Annotated in this window: 17 protein-coding genes; all 17 read right to left on the minus strand. The window is 45.4% G+C overall.

Annotated features, from left to right (window positions below; translation table 11 throughout):
- Nucleotides 1-297: 297 nt before the first annotated feature.
- A complete protein-coding gene (locus HMPREF9439_RS06665) occupies nt 298-1,386 on the minus strand; it encodes a relaxase/mobilization nuclease domain-containing protein (RefSeq protein WP_008864254.1) in 1,089 nt (362 codons plus the stop codon).
- The gene (locus tag HMPREF9439_RS06670; RefSeq protein ID WP_008864255.1) at nt 1,383-3,224 is read right to left on the minus strand and encodes a DNA topoisomerase 3; all 1,842 of its coding nucleotides are present in this window, start codon (nt 3,222-3,224) and stop codon (nt 1,383-1,385) included. Before HMPREF9439_RS06670 ends, HMPREF9439_RS06665 begins: the two co-directional genes overlap by 4 nt.
- A complete protein-coding gene (locus HMPREF9439_RS06675; protein WP_008864256.1) occupies nt 3,221-3,832 on the minus strand; it encodes a hypothetical protein in 612 nt (203 codons plus the stop codon). Before HMPREF9439_RS06675 ends, HMPREF9439_RS06670 begins: the two co-directional genes overlap by 4 nt.
- A gap of 17 nt (nt 3,833-3,849) precedes the next feature.
- Nucleotides 3,850-7,398 (minus strand): LPD1 domain-containing protein, encoded by a 3,549-nt coding sequence (locus tag HMPREF9439_RS06680; protein ID WP_008864257.1) that lies wholly within the window; start codon nt 7,396-7,398, stop codon nt 3,850-3,852.
- A gap of 247 nt (nt 7,399-7,645) precedes the next feature.
- Nucleotides 7,646-8,119 carry a single-stranded DNA-binding protein gene (locus HMPREF9439_RS06685; RefSeq protein ID WP_008864258.1) on the minus strand — a complete coding sequence of 158 codons (474 nt, stop codon included), beginning with the start codon at nt 8,117-8,119 and terminating at the stop codon, nt 7,646-7,648.
- Nucleotides 8,120-8,178: 59 nt separating this feature from the next.
- Nucleotides 8,179-10,344: a type IV secretory system conjugative DNA transfer family protein gene (locus HMPREF9439_RS06690; protein WP_008864259.1), complete on the minus strand. Its 2,166-nt coding sequence runs from the start codon at nt 10,342-10,344 to the stop codon at nt 8,179-8,181.
- The gene (gene virB11 / locus HMPREF9439_RS06695) at nt 10,341-11,438 is read right to left on the minus strand and encodes a P-type DNA transfer ATPase VirB11 (RefSeq protein WP_008864260.1); all 1,098 of its coding nucleotides are present in this window, start codon (nt 11,436-11,438) and stop codon (nt 10,341-10,343) included. Before virB11 ends, HMPREF9439_RS06690 begins: the two co-directional genes overlap by 4 nt.
- 5 nt (nt 11,439-11,443) lie before the next feature.
- Nucleotides 11,444-12,076 carry a hypothetical protein gene (locus HMPREF9439_RS06700; protein ID WP_008864261.1) on the minus strand — a complete coding sequence of 211 codons (633 nt, stop codon included), beginning with the start codon at nt 12,074-12,076 and terminating at the stop codon, nt 11,444-11,446.
- Between the two features lie 13 nt (nt 12,077-12,089).
- Nucleotides 12,090-13,337, minus strand: a complete 1,248-nt coding sequence (gene virB10, locus HMPREF9439_RS06705; protein ID WP_008864262.1) for a type IV secretion system protein VirB10 — start codon at nt 13,335-13,337, stop codon at nt 12,090-12,092.
- Between the two features lie 10 nt (nt 13,338-13,347).
- Nucleotides 13,348-14,172, minus strand: a complete 825-nt coding sequence (virB9, locus tag HMPREF9439_RS06710; RefSeq protein WP_008864263.1) for a P-type conjugative transfer protein VirB9 — start codon at nt 14,170-14,172, stop codon at nt 13,348-13,350.
- Nucleotides 14,169-14,918: a VirB8 family type IV secretion system protein gene (locus HMPREF9439_RS06715; protein WP_008864264.1), complete on the minus strand. Its 750-nt coding sequence runs from the start codon at nt 14,916-14,918 to the stop codon at nt 14,169-14,171. Before HMPREF9439_RS06715 ends, virB9 begins: the two co-directional genes overlap by 4 nt.
- Before the next feature lie 32 nt (nt 14,919-14,950).
- A complete protein-coding gene (locus HMPREF9439_RS06720) occupies nt 14,951-15,172 on the minus strand; it encodes a hypothetical protein (RefSeq protein ID WP_008864265.1) in 222 nt (73 codons plus the stop codon).
- The gene (locus HMPREF9439_RS06725) at nt 15,165-16,445 is read right to left on the minus strand and encodes a TrbL/VirB6 family protein (protein WP_008864266.1); all 1,281 of its coding nucleotides are present in this window, start codon (nt 16,443-16,445) and stop codon (nt 15,165-15,167) included. Before HMPREF9439_RS06725 ends, HMPREF9439_RS06720 begins: the two co-directional genes overlap by 8 nt.
- 2 nt (nt 16,446-16,447) lie before the next feature.
- Complete coding sequence (locus HMPREF9439_RS06730; protein WP_040603490.1) at nt 16,448-17,167, minus strand: TrbJ/VirB5 family protein; 720 nt, start codon at nt 17,165-17,167, stop codon at nt 16,448-16,450.
- Nucleotides 17,168-17,189: 22 nt separating this feature from the next.
- Nucleotides 17,190-19,628: a VirB4 family type IV secretion/conjugal transfer ATPase gene (locus HMPREF9439_RS06735; RefSeq protein ID WP_008864268.1), complete on the minus strand. Its 2,439-nt coding sequence runs from the start codon at nt 19,626-19,628 to the stop codon at nt 17,190-17,192.
- On the minus strand, nt 19,621-19,983 hold the full coding sequence (locus tag HMPREF9439_RS06740) for a VirB3 family type IV secretion system protein (RefSeq protein ID WP_008864269.1): 363 nt from the start codon (nt 19,981-19,983) through the stop codon (nt 19,621-19,623). The genes HMPREF9439_RS06735 and HMPREF9439_RS06740 overlap by 8 nt, the downstream gene beginning before the upstream one ends.
- A gap of 18 nt (nt 19,984-20,001) precedes the next feature.
- Nucleotides 20,002-20,286: a hypothetical protein gene (locus HMPREF9439_RS06745; protein WP_040603491.1), complete on the minus strand. Its 285-nt coding sequence runs from the start codon at nt 20,284-20,286 to the stop codon at nt 20,002-20,004.
- Nucleotides 20,287-20,328: the final 42 nt, after the last annotated feature.

Raw genomic sequence — 20,328 nt, forward strand, 5'->3', positions numbered from 1 at the left:
TGTTCAAGGAGGAAATGGCAGGGGAAGAAGGAACCATTTTTTACTCAAATTCAATGAATTAAATTAAGCAATTTGCTTGGTTACCTAAATGGCAACCAAAAGATAAAAAACAATTAATAAAGTACCACTGCCCTGTGAAATCGACAACAAAAACACAGAGTTAACTTAAGAGAGTTTGAAAACTTAAGAAACCAAAATATTCTCCGGTTGAAAACACTCCTTGATGTTTGCAAGATGATCGGGGCTTGAAATCTTAGGGTTTCAAGCTCAATTTTTTAGAAAGGGCAGACCAGGAGCTCACCTTGCGTTGCCTTGCTCTTTTTTTCGTTTTTTCATTGCCTGCATTCGTCTGATTCGTTCTGCCTTCTGCTCGTTGAAGACTCTGACAATTTTTTGCTGCTGACTTTCGACAGGTTCAAGGTTTTTATAAAAATGTGACATTCTTTGCCCAAGCTCCTGATGTACCGGGTTTTGTGATTGAAGCAACTCCCCGGCAGCCGTTTTTGCCTTATTCAAAAGATCGCCCCGCTTTTTCTTCAGCTTTTTTATTGCGGGATGATCAGGAATATCTTTTCCTTGACGAATAGCTTCACTGGCCTCGTTTATTCTTGCTTGTTGATTATTGGTGAGCTCTGTTTTCTTGCGTTTTTTTGCTATTGCATAAACTTGAGCACGTTCTTTGTTGGCTTTGAATCGTTTGGCCGCATTAAATTCTTGCTGAGTTGCTGGACGCTGTGTTCTTCCCCGGACAAAGCGTGTTGTGCAGTTTGCCCGGATGCCAAACCGATTCAGGCACACGGCGAAATGTTCTCTTAAGACGGCTCTTTCGACATTAGTCAGATGCAGCCTTTTTTTGTCCTTTCCAAGAGTTGACAGAAGGATGTGACAGTGAGGGTGTGTGGTCTTTTTATCAGAATATTCGAAATGAAAAGTCATTAGGTAGTCGTAGTCTCCTAAACAATCTTTAGCCCATAAACGGCACGCAGACTCAAAACTCTTCTCATCAGTTCCTTTCGGCATTGAAAGAATGATTCGGCGTGCAAAACTTTTCCCTTCGTCTTGTTCCGGGATTTCGTTTTGAGTGCGCCAGTTCTTAAGAATTTCACTGTATTCATCTTTACCTTGGTACAGATTGCCGTCTTTGTCTTCCAAAGTTAGTTTTCCATTTCTAGAAATGTAGTCGGCAATTGCTTTAATGTGAGGAAAGTCTTTGACATCGGATCGCCCAAGTTTAACCATTACCTCGGGAGTTTTTCGAACCACTCCCCACGCCTTGTGGTACGAGTTCAATGTTGAGAGGCGCTCTATTTTTGAGACTCTGCCTTTGGTTTTGCGAATCGCGTAAGGGTACAGATCATCCAACGTTTTTAAGATTTTTTCGCTCATGCCTTTTCGATCTCGTCTTGAATCATTTTCTTTAACGGAGCCATAAAGGACTCGAGGTCAGTTTTCCCGGATTCAACTTCTTTTAGCTTCCTTTCAAACATGGCCGTGAGGATGGGATTTTTAACTGAGTTAGGAACTAGTCCTAAAAGACGAAAACCTAATTCCGTAGCGTGGATTTTTTTGCCTTTTACCTCTAAATATCCTTTTCTTTTTAATTCCGAGATAATTGCAGCTCGCGTTGCAGGCGTTCCAATACCGTCCGTTTCTTTTAAAAATTTTTTGAATTCAGGGTCTTTAACAACCGTATGAATTTTTTCCATTGCCGAAATTAAAGTACCTTCGGTAAAAGAATTGGGAGGTGTCGTTTTTTTGTTTTCGGCTCTAATCTCTTTAAATTCAACAGAGCTTCCCTCTTGAAGAATGGGAAGATTTTGGAGTGTGGTCTTTTCCTCAGAATTTTGATCTTTAAGGTATACGGCTTTCCATCCTTCAATCTTGGTCGTTTTCCCGGTACTTTTAAAAGATTCTCCATTGAAAGCCAGGACAATTTTAGTTTCTAGATATTCATGAACCGGTAAAAATTGGCATATATAGCGTTTGGCAATCAGGTTGTAAATTTTCTGTTCTTCTGGATTTAGCTCTGAGACAGCAGCCCGTTGTCTCGTAGGAATTATTCCGTGATGAGCGCTGATCTTTTTGTCGTTCCAGGCTTCTGAACGAATCTTTGGATTTGCCTGGCGGACCAATTCTGCAAGATTGGGACTGGTGGCAGCTATAGCATCTAGAACGGCCTTGGCGTCAGAAAACTGACTTTCCGGCAAATATTGACAATCCGACCTCGGATAGCTGGCGAGCTTATATTTTTCATAAAGAGCCTGGCAAATGTTTAGAGTTTCCTCAGCAGAAAATCCGTATCGGTTTGATGCGTCAAGCTGGATGTCCGCAAGGGAGTATGGTTTGGGTTGAAGAGCTTTTTTGGGGAGCTGAGTAAAAGAGAGAACCTTCCCGGAACCGAGACTCTGAAGTTTGCTGAGAATCTTTTGAGCCTCTGAAGAGTCGATCAGCCGCTTTTGAGCGTCTAATCCCTGTTGATCTGGCTTTGGTTCCCATTGCGCGGAAAAGTTTATGCCCTCATGCGTGATCACAGCATTGAAAGAATAGAAAGGGATGGGCTTGAAATTTTTGATAAGCTGATCTCGGGCAGCGACTAATGCGAGTGTGGGGGTCTGTACCCGGCCTACCGCTATGAGAGTTTTCTCGCTCGGTGTTGAGTGCTTTAATGTGAAAAGCCGCGTAAGGTTCATGCCAATAAGCCAGTCCGCGCGACTTCTTCCGAGTGCGGCTTGCGCCATACCTTTAAATTGACTGTTTGGTTTTAAAGATTGAAGAGCTTTCTTGATGGATGTTGAATCTTGAGCGGAAGCCCAAAAGCGCAAACTTGGTTTTCGATAACGATAAAACTCCAAAATTTCGTCTACCAACAGCTGTCCCTCCCTATCGGGATCTCCGCAGTTTACGACGGTATCAGCTTTCGATAGCAGAGTTTTTATTATCTTCAACTGGTTTTTGACACCTTTATCGTTTTTAGGCAGCAATTTCCAGTTGTCCGGAAATATCGGCAGATCCTCCATACGCCACCGTTTTTTCCCTTTGGGAGTGGTGGGAACATCTTCAGGAAGATAGTAGTCGGGTTCAGCTTGCTCCAGTAGGTGGCCAAAGCACCAAGTGACGCAAATGTTTCCTTTGCATTCCACATAACCGTTGAATCTTTTAACGGTTCCCAGCTCGGCAATGATAGCTTTGGCAACGGATGGTTTTTCAGCAATAAATAATCTCATATCAAACTCGGTTCTTCTATTTCTTTAAAGGCTTTAACTTTGGCGTTGAAGTACGACCAGTCTTCTCCGCGCCAGGTTGCGGTCCTTACCTCCCCGGTGGAAATAAAAACTTCATAAGTTTTTCCGGTTACAGGAACGTGTTCCGGGTAGGGGAGCCATAAATTGGATTTTTCAGTATCGCTTAAGTTGCGGCATAAGTTTGTCGGTGCTTCAGACGGGTCTCTGAAGAAAGCAATTTTTTCATCCGGCCATCTATGCCAGCCGCCGTTATATTCTGCGGTAATAAATCTTCCGTCTTTGAGCTTGACAAGCCATAGTTTTTTATCCGGGGAAGCCCTGTTTTCCCAGGGAAGTACAAATGGGTATTGGTTCCAACCTTCGATGTTTGGAACACCTTCTTTAGTGAGATGCGTTCTTGAAACGATCAACCATATTTCTTTGCCCGTTACTGAAAGCTCTTCGTCGATATAGAACGGAATCTCTCGGCTGTTCATGCTTGAAAGACCATTGGCGAGGACAGACTCCAGGTAGTCTCTCTCTTTCATTAATTGCAGCAGTGTGTTGATGATTTTTCTGTCGATAGAGAAGGGAGACAGTTCTGATCTCATTATTGTTTCTCCTTTGGCTAACGTTCCAATGAGGAATTTGCTTTTCGTTGTTTTTTCTGAGAGAGGCCTTCAGAAGCCGGCGAGTGCTCCTGGATTGACTGATGTTTTAATAATTCCGGATGCAGCGCAATCATATGGAGGTTGGATTTTGCGATTGTCACAAAATCATCGGTGGTAAGTGTTTTACAGTCTTTAAAGCCGTGATTAAATAGCCAGACGCTTACAGCCGAGCGCATTTGTTTGTACCAGCGCTGAAGTTTTGGGAGAGCGTTTCTTTGTTTAGAACACTCTTCAACAAGGTACGCAGCAGTCTCTTCCGCATAATTGGGATGATCTTTTGTAATTCCGGAATCTTTTAAGCGGATCTCGGCAGCTAGGCAAACGGGATCTCGTTGCCTGAAGCCTTCCTCTAATAGACGAGGAGCCTCTTTTACTAAAGGGATAACTTTTTCTTTCAGCTCGGAGTCGTAAGCCATATGGATTCCGACTTCGTGAAGCAGCACTGAAGAGGCAGCTTCCGGCACTAAATTTTCAGCAATAAGAAACGCAGTTTTATGCTCTTGTTCATAGAATCCTTGTACTCTCCCTTCACCGGAGTTAATGAAATGAGGAGTTTTTTTGAAGCTCCTTTTTTTCCCTGAGCGAACTAGAGCAAGTTTGTTTCTTATTTCTTCGGTATAATTGACATCAGTGTAAAGATCCTCGTGCGACGTAGTCGGTTGAAGTTCGGTTTGATTATCTTCAATGTCTGGTCCAGAAGAGGGCGGTGTAGCCGAAGCATCGCGGTCAGGAAAGATGAGCGCGCCTGACAATCTCACACTATCATTTCCCCATAATCTTTCGACATCAAATTTAGGCTTTACTGGTCTATCCGTGATGACTGAGAACGAATTGTTTTTATTGTTAAATTCACAGGGAACCCCTCTGTTGTACTTCGGTGAATAAAAGACAAACTGAGTCTCACTTTCCTTGTAAAGCCTTGTTGCGCTTGTCAGAACCTCTCTAAGACTCAGTAAAGCAGCCTCAGTTTTATTTGCCTCGGTTGGGAAAAGATCTCTGGAAGGAAACTCTATTGCGTTTGCAGTAAGGTGTTTGGCTCCTAAACCCCGATGTTTATTTAGGCGGTAAAAACCTTCCTTAATGACAATTTCACCGTTGGGATACTTTAGGTTTCCCTTAATGTTCAGTGTCGCAAAAATTCCTTCCGGATTGCCTTCGTGAGCAAACTGGTCAGGGACAATAAATCCGGTCTTTGTGTTTTTCTTGGAATTTTTTAGTTCTTCCGGCAAAGCTGACAGGTATGGCGGTACATCATTGATGTCGGAAATAATTTTGAGACGACCGTTGTCAATTAAGGCGTTAATGGTAGTTTTGCCGAATTTTTTCTCCAAGGCTTCTCTAATCTCAGAAATCTTGGCACCGCTTTTGCCCTCTCTGGTTTTTGAGAAAAGAGCAACTCCTTTATTAGTCTCTTTAGTTTTAATCTCTTCAAAGAGAGCTTTAAATTTCTCGGAAACCCTCCGGACGTCCACGCCGTCTAGATAGGGATAATAAGAATTCTTGTCTAACGTCTTCTCGACAAATGCTCCGTTTGTTAAGAAGTCATTGGTAATGCCTAACTCTTGACTGCGCACCTCTACGAAAGCCTCAAAGCTTCTGGCCGCTTCTTCTGTTTTACTATTCCAGTACGCTTTTTTCTTCAGCATTCTTCGGTGCATCGCAGTTGAACGAATGGTGTCAATCGTTTCTGCCCAAGCGTGATGCAGCTCGGGCCGGATCTTATCTGCTGCGCCTCGTTCCGTCTGAAGAAGGTCTTCTTTGGTGAGCGTTACTTTGTAGACAAGTTCTCTGCCTCTATCTGCGATATCGAGGTTAATATCGGCCTGATCCAGTTCTCCGGCAACAACCCTTCGCGCTAATTCAGCAGCTTTCGGATTGGTCTTGAGTTCGTATTCCACCCGGGAGGCAGAACCCATCCATAGCGAATAAATCTTTTTACCGCCCTCATTGATTCGTTCCTGAGCCTTCGGTGTTAATTTAAAAATTACCTCCGAATCAACCTGTTCACTGAGCATCCTGACATCGAGCTTTTCCCGGTAATTCGTTCTCATCAGGTAGTGGTCGAGCGCATGAAACCACTCGTGAGCCAGACAAGAGTAGCCTTTGGTTTTGGTGAGATTTATCAGTCGGTTAGCTGGTTCGTAATGCGCAGATGCGCTGCCGTGTCCTCTGGAACCGAAGCACAATCCCAATTCGCCGTCTAGGGCTACGGCCTTTGGAGGAATGCCCAATATCTTTGAGAGATCCATGAGGGAGTCGTAGGCATTATTGAGCATCCATTGCCGTTCCCTGCCGTTTTTGCCTTGTTTTACCCAATTACCAAACTCCACACCTCTGAAGCCGAAGGTACTCATAAACATTTCCGGCGTGGCGTCTTTTCCTTCTCGGTAGTCCGGGCCTACACGATCTCGAATCGGAGAACCGCTTCTCCAATCTTTTTCCGTTTTAGAAAATTCCGCCCGGAATTCTCGGTACTTATTTTCCAGTTCCGTTCTGTGGGTGTTCACATAGTTCCAAAATGCTTCATCAGATTCAAAAGCAATCTTGTCTGTGAGCTGGAACTCGATTGTTCCGGATTTTCCATATACTTCATAAGTATGGCTGTTACGAACTCCGCGGCCGTACAGTTTTATGGATAGGGCAGGCTTGGGCTTGGACTCTTGTTCTTTTTCGGGTTGACTTGCAGTCTCAAGCAGTTTTCCGAAGGTTGTTTTGAGCTGCTTTTCAATATTAGCTTCGAACTCTTTCTCGCTGTTTCCGACGGCTACCGCATAATAGGGAAAAAGCTTCCCGTCAGAGTTTTTTAAACATAATTGCTTGTTGTCCCGGCTTCCCGGAAGAATACATTGATATTGATAGGATTCAATGTCGGTATCGTCAGATAATCTAAAGTCATTCCAGCGACAAATATCTTGTGCGTCGCCGATACTATAGGCTCCGATGAAGGGCCAGTACTTCGTAGAAATATGCGCGAGAACCTTATACTTATCTCCCACTTCGTAAAAATGATCAAAGGCTTCGGTAGGGGCTTCAGGAGCCAGTTCTCCGTTTATAACTTGGCGATGCAAGGCGATTGCTGCGGAGGCCGTGTGCAGATAGCGTCTGAATTTATAGGTATCTTTGGCCGGCCGTCTGCCTCTTAATGTTGACCTTACGAGCCACAGACAAGCAGCCGCTTCGGGGTTGTCTTTATGCAGCTCGAGGATGGAACTTTTAGGCCATATCTTATCCAGCGGCTCAGAAGCGAGACGTTTTTCAAGTTCTTCCGGGGATCCCTGGATGAATTTATAAGGCTCAGTGCTCCTGTTGACTGATCTTCCCTTGCGGGTGTTATGAAGGTCTTCCCCGAAATCTTGAAGCTTGCGGCTGCCGTCCCTGTTCAATTGGTAATTCAAAATATCAGCGTCTTTGATCGCAGTTAAGACAGCCGGCTTTTTATCGGCCTTAGGTTTTTCGTGTTCCGGAGGCGCAAAAAAATCAAATTCCAGTTGTTCAGCGAGTAGCATCGTTTACTCCTTTTTCCTTTAAGGAAGACTTAAAATGGCGCCCCCTAAAGCGAGTATCAAAAAAATCTTCAAAGGCCATGTCTCTCTCTCTTTTAGAGAAAACTGGGCTGGATTTTGGTATGCGTATTCGCCTTATGGTTCTCTTGACTATTACGGTTGTAATCTGATGTGCTGAAGTTTCTGGCATAAGTGTCTCCCGGGCAGATCGAAGGGTCGGAAAGGGGTTCTCCCGACCCTCTCTTTGTTTTTATCGAACAGCAGTAGACGCTCTTGATTTACGTCTGGGTTGCTCGGATTTTTGCTCGGATTTGTCTTTCTGCTTATTTTCCCGTTCAAACTGAAGCGATTTGATGCCGTTCTGTTCTAAAGACAAAGCAATTGCAGAAGCGTTGATTTCTTTGACAGAGTGCTCCTGACCGTCTCTTCCGGTAAATGTTTTGTCCGTGACGGAGCCGCGTACTTCGAGTACCATACCTTCTTTTAGGTGTCGTGCGACGTTCTCAGCTTTTTTCCCATACATCTTAACTGTGAACCAATCAGAATCCTGCTGCTCGAACTCGCCTTTGTCATTCCGGGTGTAGTTTGGATGAAAAGCTTTGAAATTCAGAACAGAAGTTTCTTTTCCTGCATTGGGTCCGGAGGTGGGTGTAATTTGGTTCAGAGAAGGTTCTGCAAAGACCACAATTTTGGTTGCGATTTGTTCGTAGTTACCGTTTGTCATATTTGTTTCCTAAAAAATTTGTACCAAAAATACTGTGTTGAATTTGTCTGATTTCGTTATTAAGCTGTCTCACCTCCGAAGATGTTGTTTAAATTGATCGAACTTAGATCGAGCCCGGAAAGCTTTTCTATTGCTTCGTCGGTCTTTTCTGCCGACTGTGTTTCCTGTTGAGTTTGTTGTTGGTTTTGTTCGGAAGAAAATTTGTCTTTAATCTCGGCGTTTTCCTTTTCCATACCGGTTTTTTCTTCCGGGGCATCCTCGGGGCCACCGAATAAATCGTCGAAAACCTCTTCAACCGCTTCATTGGCGGCTTGTTTTCGGTTTTCTATACCGGAATCCGTTTCAGTAATGACCTTTGAATAGATATATGAAATCTGTTCTTCTACAAACATATCCATCATCTCTTCAGACAGGTTCGGATCGGTTTCCGGAAACTCTTCTTGTCCGACTAAACTTGGTTCCTTGTTGTCTGTGAAATCTTCTTCAGTCGCAAAACGCGTGCGTTTTTCAATCTTCGCAATAAATTCATCTAAGTCGTATTTCGGAGTGGAAGCAGGAGGGTAGACCCCTTTAAGTCCGAGTTCTTTTCCCCAGCCGCGTCTGACAAATTCAGGATCTAGGTAATACTTGATTTTTTCGCATTTGAAAGGACGGCATTTATCCGTGCAAACAATTTCTTTTTTATCCCCAAGTTCTCTTAGTTCCTGCGGCAAGATCAGGGCTCTTTTTTGATCGGAAAACGATTCGCTTGTAGAGTTGTAGCTGATGGACTTGGAGCCGTTTCTTACGGTCTCATAACCGATCATGTCAGAGTATTCTTTAGCGTCGTTCGGTGTGGCGGTAGAAGGCTGGTAGATGATTTGCACGGCATGGTTGCTCAATAGAGTTACTGCCCCGTCTTTGCCGTAACACTGCTCAAGCTGTGACTTGTTTTGAATGATCGTCAGCAGCCGCATGTTGTAGCCCGCCTGGAAGCTCACGGACTTGTTAATGATCTCGACTTTGCCGATGGAAGTAAATTCGTCCATGATCATCAGGCATTGATACTTGAGCTCTTTAGGGTTGTCCTCCGGCAATTCGTTGACATTTAAGTTGATTAATTGATCGAAGAAAAGATTCACAAGTCCGGCAGCATCTGCCAGTTTGTTTGGAGTGATGCCAAAGTAAATCGTCATCTTCTTTTTTCTGACATCACGAAGATCAAAATCATTGTCACTTGTGGCCATATCCACAAGGACGTTTTGAAACATCTTCATTTTTGAGTTAAAAGTGGCGACTACCGACCCGAAAGTGTTATCCGGCATCGTGATTACTCGGTTTAAACAGTCAATGCATGCACTTGAAAAGGGTTTCCCTTCTTTTTGTTTTGCCTCAACAGTTTGTTGAAGATGGTCTTTGAGAGGCTTACCCTTGCCGCTGGCCTGCCGGAACATTTCGCCTAAAGTATGAGGCAGTTCCGGTTGCTCTAAGACAAACAGACAGAGGCCTCGGAACATATCCTTGGCTTGATCAGACCAGAATTCATCCGATCCGACTTTTGTCGAGAAGAGTGCAGCGGATATGCTGTCAATATCGCTGATCTGAAACGCTTTGTCTTTGCTGATGTAACTTAACGGGTTGTAGCGACACGTTCTTCCCTGAGTATCATAGGGGGCAAAAAGGTAAACGTCTTGCCCGCACGCTTTCCTGAAACCGGAGGTGATGCGATAGTTTTCAAGCTTAATGTCAAGGACGACAAGAGAGTCCGAATAGTTAAGACAATTCGGAATCACAACCCCTACGCCTTTACCGGATCTCGTCGGGGCTGCCAACAGTACGAATTGATAACCGCCGTAGCAGAGATACTTCCCCTTGTACTTTCCTAAAAGGATGGTTTTGTCGAGTTTGTCGGATTTCGGGAAAAGACCGGCTTCTTCAATTTCATCGGTTGTGGCAAATTTAGCGTTGCCGTGCAGCTTTCTTTTCTTATAGTGTAGAACTCTGTCCAAGACAAAGTATCCGGTAATAAACCAGGGGCCGAATGTGCAGACCGTCACAATCAGGCGATAAAAAGTGTCTTTACTGTTTCCGTAAATTGCGTAGTACTGCCAAATGGTCCACGGGAAGCAGCTTGTGAGCGGTAAATTAAAAAGCAAAAACAAGATCAGACCGGCAAACCAAGAGGTCAGTCCGCAAATTAGCAATATCCATCCCGCGATTTTCAGGTACTGCCGTTTGATTCTCATCTTGCTTCTCCGAGAAGGTTAAGCCCCTTAGGACTATTCGGTTTATATTTGTCGTTAAACCAAATCTCAGTGATATGACGACCTTTGTCCCGGCTGTTGTGAACATGGATCACAACATCAATGACTAAGTGCAGAAGCGTGTTGATTCTTTCGGGCGTCATGGTTTTGGCCTCTTCTGACTGTTGAACTTTTAACGTCAGATATTCAAAAACGCCTTTACAACTGCCGGCATGGCAGCTCGTAATTGAACCTCCGTGCCCGGAGAGACAAACATTCAGGAAATCGTAGGTTTCCGAACCCCTCAATTCAGCCAGCAGTATTCTGTCCGGCTTCATTCGAAGGCAGGATCTCATCAAGTCGTTGGGTTTGACCGTTGAGCCGGTTTTGACTTCGGAAGCATAGAAAAGACAAACTTTGTTATCGTGGTTAGGCAATCCGTACACGAGCTCCGGAACGTCTTCAATTGTGATGATGCGCTCTTCAAAGGGGATGCTTTGCATCAAAGCCTTCATGAAGGTGGTTTTGCCGCTGCCGGTTTCTCCGGCAATGACGAGCGTTTTTCGTGCCTTAACGCAAGCTTCAATAAAGTTGCGTTTCTTTTGAACTCCGTTTTCCGCGTCATGAATCCGGCTATAAAGCTCCCATAGCTTTAGATCCTCTTCATTGACAGAGTTAAGAGGCCGCACGCAATCGAAGAAACCTGAATGAGCGTAATCGTCCAACGATCGTACTTGGAAAGACGGCTTTCTGATGGTGACACTGATGGTGCCTTCCTGGCAGGCCGGAGGTAATACGAATTGAGCTCTTTCTCCTCCCGGAAGGACGGCGGAAAGAATAGGGGAAGAAGTGCTGTATTCCTGATTTGCGCCGGAAAAAACAGCGGCTGCGACCCCGATTTGCTTCAAGGTTTTAAATGTTAATTCCGGAGCGTCTTTCTTAATCCAACGGCCTCGTTTTTCAAAGTAAATTTGACCCGGCCGATTCACAGCAATTTCCGTGATTTCATCATCCGTCAAAAGTTCTTTGAAGGGCTCTAAAAGCTCGAGCAAGATGACGCTGTCTTCTTTTCTGGACAGTTCTGTGAGATTTGCCATAGGTTTTATCTCTCCCGAGTTCTGTCTTGCTGCTGACTTTGCATGACAACCGGTTCCTGTGAAGGTGCGTTTTTGTCGTATACCTTCACACGAACTTCTTTGCCGTGAACTTGGGCCCGATAAAGCCTGTTGATCAGCTGACTTTTGAACTTCTTCAGAAGTTCTGTGCTTTTGTTTTTGGCTCCCGCCTTTTTTACTGCGGAGTTCAAAATTCCTTTGTTTAAAACAGAAAGACGTTTTTCGGCTTCTACACTTAAGAGGTCGTTGGTTTTTTGAAATTCATTTTTAAAAGCTTCAAAACTTTCTGCCTTCTCTGGCGAGAGCAGCAGAAGTTTGCTCTCCTGAATTTCAAAAAGAATGTCAAATTTCGGCTGCTCTTTCTCCGATTGATTGCGGCTTTGAAGTGCATCAGAGATGATTTCTCGAGCCTTATTCGCTTTGTTTTCATCGGTAGTGACAAAAAGATAGTGAGGCAGATTCTCAGAGTTTTTGGGCTCATTTTTCGAGCTTGAGCAGATACCGTAAAACTTTAATTCCGGACGAAGCTTAAGTCCCATACGGGCTCGAAGTTCCATTTCTTTTTGGACGTCTTGGTCAAGTAAGACAGAGAGTTTTTTATCCAATAATTCTTTGTTCATTTACTACTCCTTCTTACCTATTAATCGTTTTCAGCTGATACACGCTCGAGAAATCGACGTCTCTGGCGACGAAAATGCCGATTCTTTCGCCTTGGTTTTTGGTTAAGGTTGGCGGGATATTGCCGCTCTGGCGCATAGCTTCGCGGATAATTTCCTTCATCCCGTCTTCACTGTTTTGGTAGTAATTCACGCCGCCGTTGTTTTCTGTTTGTTTGGTCATCCCGAATTCGAATCCGTCTTGGACCAATGTGAAGAGAAGGGCATTGCCAAATCGTCTCCACCAGTGAAAGTCGATTTCACCGGACATACCGGCTCCTCCGAGCGCATCCGTTGCGGGAGAGTCAAGATTCATGCGGATTCCTTGGGGTGTTTGAACTTGTGTCCAAAGGACAAAAATCCGGTTCAATCCGTTTTCAACTGCACCGCGGTATTCTCCGATAGCTTTCGAGCCGCGCTCCAATAAAAGGACTTTGCCGTTGGAAGAATAAATGTTCCTAGGAATAACGCAGCTCGTCATCCCGGGAACCGTTGTGTCCAGACGGGTTTCTAAAATGCAGTCAATGAATGTTCCTTTGGCAAGAAGCATATTTCTATCCGGCATTTTTTCTGCTCTTACTCCGGGAGTGGATACTGAATTGAGCAACGAACCCAGCTTTCCGCCGTTATCCGGCATGCTTTCATTGATCGGAGAGGAGCTTTCGGCTCTTTGACTGTTGTTTCGATCTGTCTCTCCCATCATCGGCGCAGCAAATCTTCTCTCGTCTAATGTCGGTTCCTTCTTTTCATCCTTTTGGGGTTCCGGCGGGAGCATCGTCGGCTGAGGCAAGGGCTCAATTGAGATCGGTTTGGCCATAGGCGCCGTCGGAGGGCTTGCCGGTGCTTCCTGAGCGGGACTTCCAAGTGATTGACCGGTTAATCCTTCTAAAAAAGCCAGCGGATTGGTTTTTGCATGATTTTCCGGATTCGGAGCTTTTGGGGCCTGAATCGTATTGGGGAGCGGGGGTACGGTTAGGGTTCGATTGCTCGTAAGCAGTCTCTGGTCTTTACTTTCTTCCTTTTTAATGAGATCTTTCGGAGCGTGGTCAGGTGAAATAAATGCAATGAGCGCGATTAGGCCCAGGGCAGCGGCACCTCCAAAGTACAAAAACCTCATGTTTAGAAGTTTTCCTTGTTTTTTACCAGCAACACTGTGTACGCCTTCTTCTTTAGGAATATCCGGCTTGCTCATTTGAGGCTGATCAAAAGTTTTTTCTTCTGTCATATTTATTCTCCTAGCGCACAATTTCTCTCTTTAATCCGGGGACAGAAACTCCCCCTTCTTCATTTACTCCGCCTCCGGTGTAGTTATCGTTGTAAATACCGACGACGCTTCTCCCGGCTCTAAGGAGAATTTCTTCAAACACGCCGTGTAAAACCAGCCAATCGCCCTTTACGTGACTGTTCACCAACGTTTCTTCCTGATCCACTTTGCGGTAAGCTGCCGGGAAATCTGTGTGCTTGGAGAATTTCAGATAGGTAAAGCGTCCGTCATCGAAGGCTTCAATCGGCGCAATCCTTTTAGAATTGGCAGCTGATCCGAAGTTCATTGAATAGCTGCGGTTTTGATTTGTTTGTTCTTTTGACTCCGAATTTTCCTTAATCGGACTTTCTTCCAGAAGAGCCTTGACGTGATTTTTTTCTGCTTCTGCTGCAATTCTCGCTTGTTCCTCTAAGGGATAGCGAAAGGCAAGACGATAAGTGGCTTTGCTGCGGTTTCCGGATAATTTGACATCGAATAGATAAGTCCTTCTATCGGTTACAACAACGAGATTGGTTGTTCCTTGTTTTTCTTTGGGTTTTAAGAAGAAATGATTTTCTCTGGCGGCAAATTCCCAAGCGGTCGAAAAACCCGAACCGAAATTCTTAACCGTTTCACCGGGTTCAAAGATAATCGTTGTGATCAATCCGTTAACAGCGGAGATCGGATATATTTCATCCGGTTTGTAGTCGGTGTAAAAGACTCTTTTATCTTCTCTGCCGCTTTGCGGCTTATCCAGCGCAAAGACAGAGTTGAAGGATGAAGCGGCCAAGAGAAGAAGAATTAGAAATTTTTTCATAATCCGCCTCCTTCTAAGAGTTCCGGATCAACTCGGTAAGAACTCACCTTGAAACCGAAAGGGTTAATAAGTCTGGAAGGTTCATCAGCTTTAAAGTCCGGAACGTACTCGTAGGCGACGGTTGCGACCCAGCCGTTTCTAGCTTCTTCCTGGCCGTTTTTCGTGTCTATTAATTTCTTAACAAAGCGGATCGTGGCGACATTGTTGCCTTCGACATCTTTTCCGTTCGGAACGATGGAAATTACATCGACCAAAATTCGCTTGCTGTCTTTAAGGCGCTGCTCCAAAGAGTGTTCGTTGGTTCCGAACTGACCAGCATAGGGTTCAAATACATTGGGAAAGGACAAAAGCCGAGTGACAGTGAAGTCTTGGCTTAAAGTGCGATAGTCATAAGTTTCTCGCGCCAGCACATACCGATTAAGCCAGTATTTATCCATCATTTCCGAGTAAGGAATATCCTTCTCGTTAGCAATCGAGAGCACGGTTGCGTCCCCGTTGTTTTCGTTGACTTTAATGACGAAAGGCAGTGTTTGTTTGAGCGGCATCAAGAGCATAAGTGCTATTGCCAAAATGACACTCAGGGCACCCAAAAGGACGGTATAACGCCAGGCTTTTCTTTCAGAAGCGAGGAAAAGTTCTTCGCGAGTGACTTCAAAGCTCACGGCTTTTTCATAGGGAGAGTCTTTTTTCGGCTCAACCGGAGCTTCTCCCCCGTTTTGTTTACGCTTTAAATATTTATTAAACATGATTGATTCTCGGATAAGGGTTGATCGGTTCCTTAAGGGGTGTTGACGAGTTCGTCCGTGTCAGAGGCGAATCGGATGTTGGTTCGGCGGTTTTCCGGTATCTCAATATTGGGATTTTTGATGCTCTCCCGAAGCAGCTTTTGGGTTTGTTCGGAATTGATCGGTATTTTTTCTCCTGAAGGCTGAGACGGAGGTGTGCTTCCGCAGGCAGCAAGGAGGAGAGGGAAGAGAAGAACAATAAGAACCTTAAACATTTTTGTTTCCTTTATTTCTGCGGTTTGCCACCATCTTTGCCGCAGTTGCGGCGTTTTGCTGAGCGGTGGCTTGCTGACCTGCAAACTCAGCGGAAACAGAACCCCGCTGCGGAGTGTTGAAGTCAGATGAACCTCGGTAGGCTTGATTTTTCAGAGGAGTGATGAGATCGTTGTTGATGACATCGTTCCCGATTCTGGCTGCAAAGCCGCCTGCGGCACCGAGACCGGCCATGCCTAAAGCGCCTGCGCCGCCTAATCCCTGGGAGCCCAGCATTGAGCTCCCGAAGTTTTTAACGGCTTGGCTGCCCATAGCGGCGCCTGCACCGAAGGTGAGACCGCCTGCAACGGAACGCGCTGTTTGCCCGGCTCCGTGCAGCATCTGACCTAGGCCCACCGCGCCCATATTCATTCCGCCGGTTAATGCTGCCGTGATCGTAGGAACCTGCTTAATGAAAGTGGCGCCGATTAATGCGAGCACGCAGAAATTCATAAGCGGCAAACCGATGGCGACAATTTGGACGTTTTCAGCCTCGGCAGCGATATTGATTTTTTGCAGGCAGGAGGTAAAAACTGAACTGAATAATGCCGTGACTGTCGCACTCATCACGAGCGTGAAGGCAAAGGTCACGACCGCTTTTAACCATCCGTCAAACCAGCTTTTAATGGGCGGAAACATGAGCGAGCAGATAAACAGCGGTCCGAATCCTAAGATGACGGCCAGCGCCGTTTCATTAATTAGGAGCACACCGCAGGCGGAAAAGGTAAAGAGCACGCTGATGATGCCCATGACGATTTCGCAGCCCATCAGCGCAATGATGGTGGCAGCCGAGGTGAGCCAATTGAGCTTTGAGGAGGCGTTGCTGATCGTCTGCCAACCCTTAGTAAAGGCATCCCATAATCTATCAATAGCCATCCAGGGACTCGTTAATTTCCCGGCATCAAAACCAGCGTGACCGTCAAAACCACTCGAAGCGACACTTAATAAAACGTTCTCAAACTGTCCGACGGCAGGGATCACATAATCGGTAAACGTTCCGATGTTCAAGCCGAAAAAAGCAATAAATGCAATTTTGACCGCCAGCATGACGCTTTGCCCCATACTGCCTTGAACGCGGCCGGAGCCGATAAGCCAGCCGTAGACCATGAGATAGATAATGAGGCCGGAGGCGACAATGGGCCCCAACGTGGCAATGAGCGTCCCCGAGGCATCTTTTGCAAAGGTTCCGACCATCGCATTGAAATTCTCCCCGAAGGTTGTGAAATACGCGGCCATAACTAGTACCTCATAATTTCTGCAACTTGCTCGGGCGTGAGTGCTTTGAAAGCGTGTTCGTGCTGTTTTTGAGCTTCAGCAGCTTTCTGAGTTTCCATACGGGCTTTGGCTAACTCCAATTCGTAAGCAGCCTGGGCTCTGCTGCTCTCCAGTGTGGACTGTTCACTTTGAATGCGGGCAGAGAGTTCCTGAATGGCCTTAGCGTCTTGGGTGCTGTTAATTGCGTTTTGCAGCTGCACGATCGTGTCATATTTTTGTTTTGCTTTTTGCTGCGCTTCTGAGAGCGCTGCTTGGTACTCGGCGTTTGCCGCCTGCTGCTTTTGACAATTCAAAAGCAATTGACCGACGTATCGGTTGCAGACATCTTTTAAGTTTTGTTCCTCGTAAATTTCTTTGCCTCTCGCCGACAGGGAAGAGACCCCGTTGGAAAGTACGTTTCTTAATTGAGAAGAAAAATTGTTGGGAAGAAATTGGCGAAGTTCCGGGTTGTAGAAAATCATGCCCAGACCGCGGTTTCCCGTGAAATTCTGATAGGTTGAAACTGCCTGGTTGTACTGCTGCACAATCTGAGCGTAGGTGTTCTTTAATTGCTCAAGACTCAGCACGGCTTGTGCAATTGCCGATGCGTCAACGGTTGGAATGCCTGACGCTGAAGCTGTCGCCGGAATATTCAGCAGGGAAAAAACAAACAGTGAAGCTAGAATTTTTTTATTGGTTTTCATTTTGTTCTCCATTGGGTTGAACTCAAGCAAGCGGTACCTCTTTGTCTCCCTGAAGGCTTTTTTCGCCCCAAAGGTACGGAAGCCAAGCTTCAGGTTTGTCGCCCACGAGCTCAATCAGGTTTTCAACAAAAGCTGTTTTGTCCGGGCCGCTCGAGAGCACCTCTAGTTCCTTGGGAAAATTAGAAAGGTCTAATTTGCATACCGCGCTTCTGCCTTCCTGCCGAACAATGAATTTTCTTTCGTGCTGCTTAAAGTTTTTGACTTTCTCAAATTCGTCCGGAGTAAGGTCAAATTCGCCGATGTATTGTTCGGCTTTCGCTTTGTCGTTAGGTAAGAAAATGTGGGTGATGCAGTTTTGAATGTACTGGCTGCCGAAGGCGTTTTTGGTTAAGTGTTCCGGCGCTTGGGTGGCAAAAACCATGATCCCGTTTTGTTTGCGCATCGTAAGGAGCTTTTCCAAAGCGAATTTGGAGGTGTCAGGATCGGCTAAATACCGCCAAAATTCATCCATGATGATAAGCACTCGGCGTCCGTCAAGAATCGCATCAATCTTGTGCAATAAGTAATCGGAAATGACCGGCGCAATATCTGTGTTTTGTAAATAATGGGTTCCGTCAATGCCGAAATTCGGATATTGATTAAAGTCCAGAGTATCTTCTTCATTGTCAAAGACCCACGCATACTCTCCGTCTTTGATCCAGCGCGCAAGCCGATTCGTTAGAGAATTTTCCTGTTTTTCTTCGGTCGCTCCTTGAATGAGGAGCTGAGTTAAGTAACGCAGGCGCCTTTTTTCTTTAGGAAATGTCATGATCGTGTCGATCGCGTCATTCAAATCATTTTTTTGCGTGGTCGTGATCGGCGTATTGTCAAGCTCTGCGCATTTCTTAATAAGGCGCTTTAAAAACGCGGTGTTTTCACTCGTAGGTTCCAGCCAAAACGGATTGAAATGAGAGTTTTTTCCGCTTTCAATCGTGAGATAACCGCCGCCCATCGCCCTAATGGCGACCTCAGCACCGCGACTGATGTCAAAAAAGATACAGGTGAGAGGGTGTGTGGCGTCTCGATACTTTTGCGCCAGAAAAAGCAGCGTAGTTAAAAGAACAGTCTTTCCTGAACCGGACTTCCCTAAGATCAACGTATGGCCGTTTTCTCTTTTATCAAACGAATTAGATCTCTCGGGCGTGACGTGGAAATTAAAGAAGAACGGCTGGTTACTGGGCGTTTTTAATAAACAAAGCGCCTCTCCCCAGGGGTTTCCGTCTTTTTTTCCGTACGGAAAATTGTGAAACGGGGCAAGATGAGCAAAATTCATGGTCGAGAGAAGAACATATCTCGGTCTGAAGCGAATGTTTCCCGGAATTTGATGAGCCCAAGCAGCTGAGAGACAAAAAGTTCCGATAATCGGCTTGAATCCGGCGTTGCTCAGGATGGAAAGCGCATTCCGGGTATTTTTTGAAACGGTGTTCTTGTCTCCGAAAATCAAAAGAGAGTATGAATATTCTCCGAAAGCTAAACCTCCCCCCTGAACTCGATCGAGTGCTTCGGAAAGTTGTTCAATTTGAGAGGCGGCTGCGTCGCCAACGGTTAGAAAGTTGTTGCGTCTTTTTTTGATCTTTGACATTGCATCGTTTTTTCCTATGAACCCAAAGGTTTGGGTTTCAACGTAGGAATAGGGTTCTGTTCCGTCCTGCTGTTTTTCGGGGTAGAACAGTTCGTCAAGAACTTTGCAATGTGTGACGCTGCTGTAATCTAAGAATTCAATGCTTTGCGCATAGGTATTGCCGAAGGCACCTTGAAATTGGAGAGTGTCTCCGCCGACAAATACCCGGGTGTTGCCGAGGGCCTCAAACAAGGGCCCCTCCGGCAGTCTGATTTTTTGCCAGCTGCCGGTGATCAGAAAGTTGTAGAAACTAAGAAGATCAGAGTATAGAACGCCGTTTTCTTCATACTCAGAGAGCCTTGTAGGCCGGTACATCGCAAAATTCGATTGCAGTGACTCAAGCAGAGCCTCAAACATTGTCATCCGCTCTTCGAACTCTTCCTTAAATTCTGAAAATTTCCGCTTGTGAGGTTCGACGGATGCTCGTTCAATTAAAGTTAAATACAACTCCGTGGTAAATAGGGTGGTTTGCCCCATTTGGCGGTTGTATTTGAGAGCAAATTCTCTGGCAATTCCCGCTTCAGGCGCTGTCAGCTGTTCTGTGATCGGTCTTCTGACTCGATGAACTTGAATAATTCGATTGTTTTTTGCGACCGTGCAATAGAAATTATTCAATTGACGGCAGGCAATCTCCAAAGCTTCCTGACTTTGGGTCTCGAACGTGATTCCTTCCAAATGGAGGGTTGCCATCAACTCCCCGTTGCGCCCGATGACAACTCCGGGCGCTACAACTGAGGAAAAGGGGATCAGAGCACTGATACTTTTTTCAGACTGCCAAAAGTCTTTGAGTTTTTTAATCATATTGATTTAGCTCCTTTGAGGCTAAAAAGGTTTGATCTGCCCGACTGATGAGGAGCGGTATCTCTTTTTCTTTGACATTGGGCGCAAACGAGATGACTGACTTCCAGTAAGCTCTATTTGGAAAACTCTTATAGTTAAGGAGCCAGTACAAATAGAGCTGATGAAAGAGCTGCTCGTCCTTTTCGCAAAGCGATCTCATGACGTACAAAATGAGAAATACGAAAACAACCGCAGGCATATAAATAAGCAGAGCCAATGAGAAGCCCGTTATTCCGACCAAAAGAAGCGGAATCAACGGAATTCCCAAGTACAGCGGTTGTCTTGCCAACGCCTTGTAAATAGGTTCGGGATACATGCTTTTCTTCTTTACTTATTAGTAGGGAATCAGATTGGAAACAAACCAACCGGCACATCCGATAAACACTCCGGCGCATAGAAGGCGGGCACCAGCAGTGGTTGCTTTCTCTTCTCCGTTACCGATTCGTAGGCCGCCGATAACAATCAAGATGAAGGCAAGAACAACGGAAGCGGCCTTTACCCAGTTTTGCACAGTGTTTAGCGTGGCAAGAAAATCACCGCCGCCTGTCCCGGAAGCTGCAAATGCCTCTGCACCGAGGAAAAAGTAAAAGAGAAGAGAGGTTAAAACTTTATTTTTCATTTTGATTTCCTTAAAAAATGAGTCCGCTTGATTTGCCGGGGA

It is taken from the genome of Parasutterella excrementihominis YIT 11859 (assembly GCF_000205025.1).
Lineage (GTDB): Bacteria > Pseudomonadota > Gammaproteobacteria > Burkholderiales > Burkholderiaceae_F > Parasutterella > Parasutterella excrementihominis.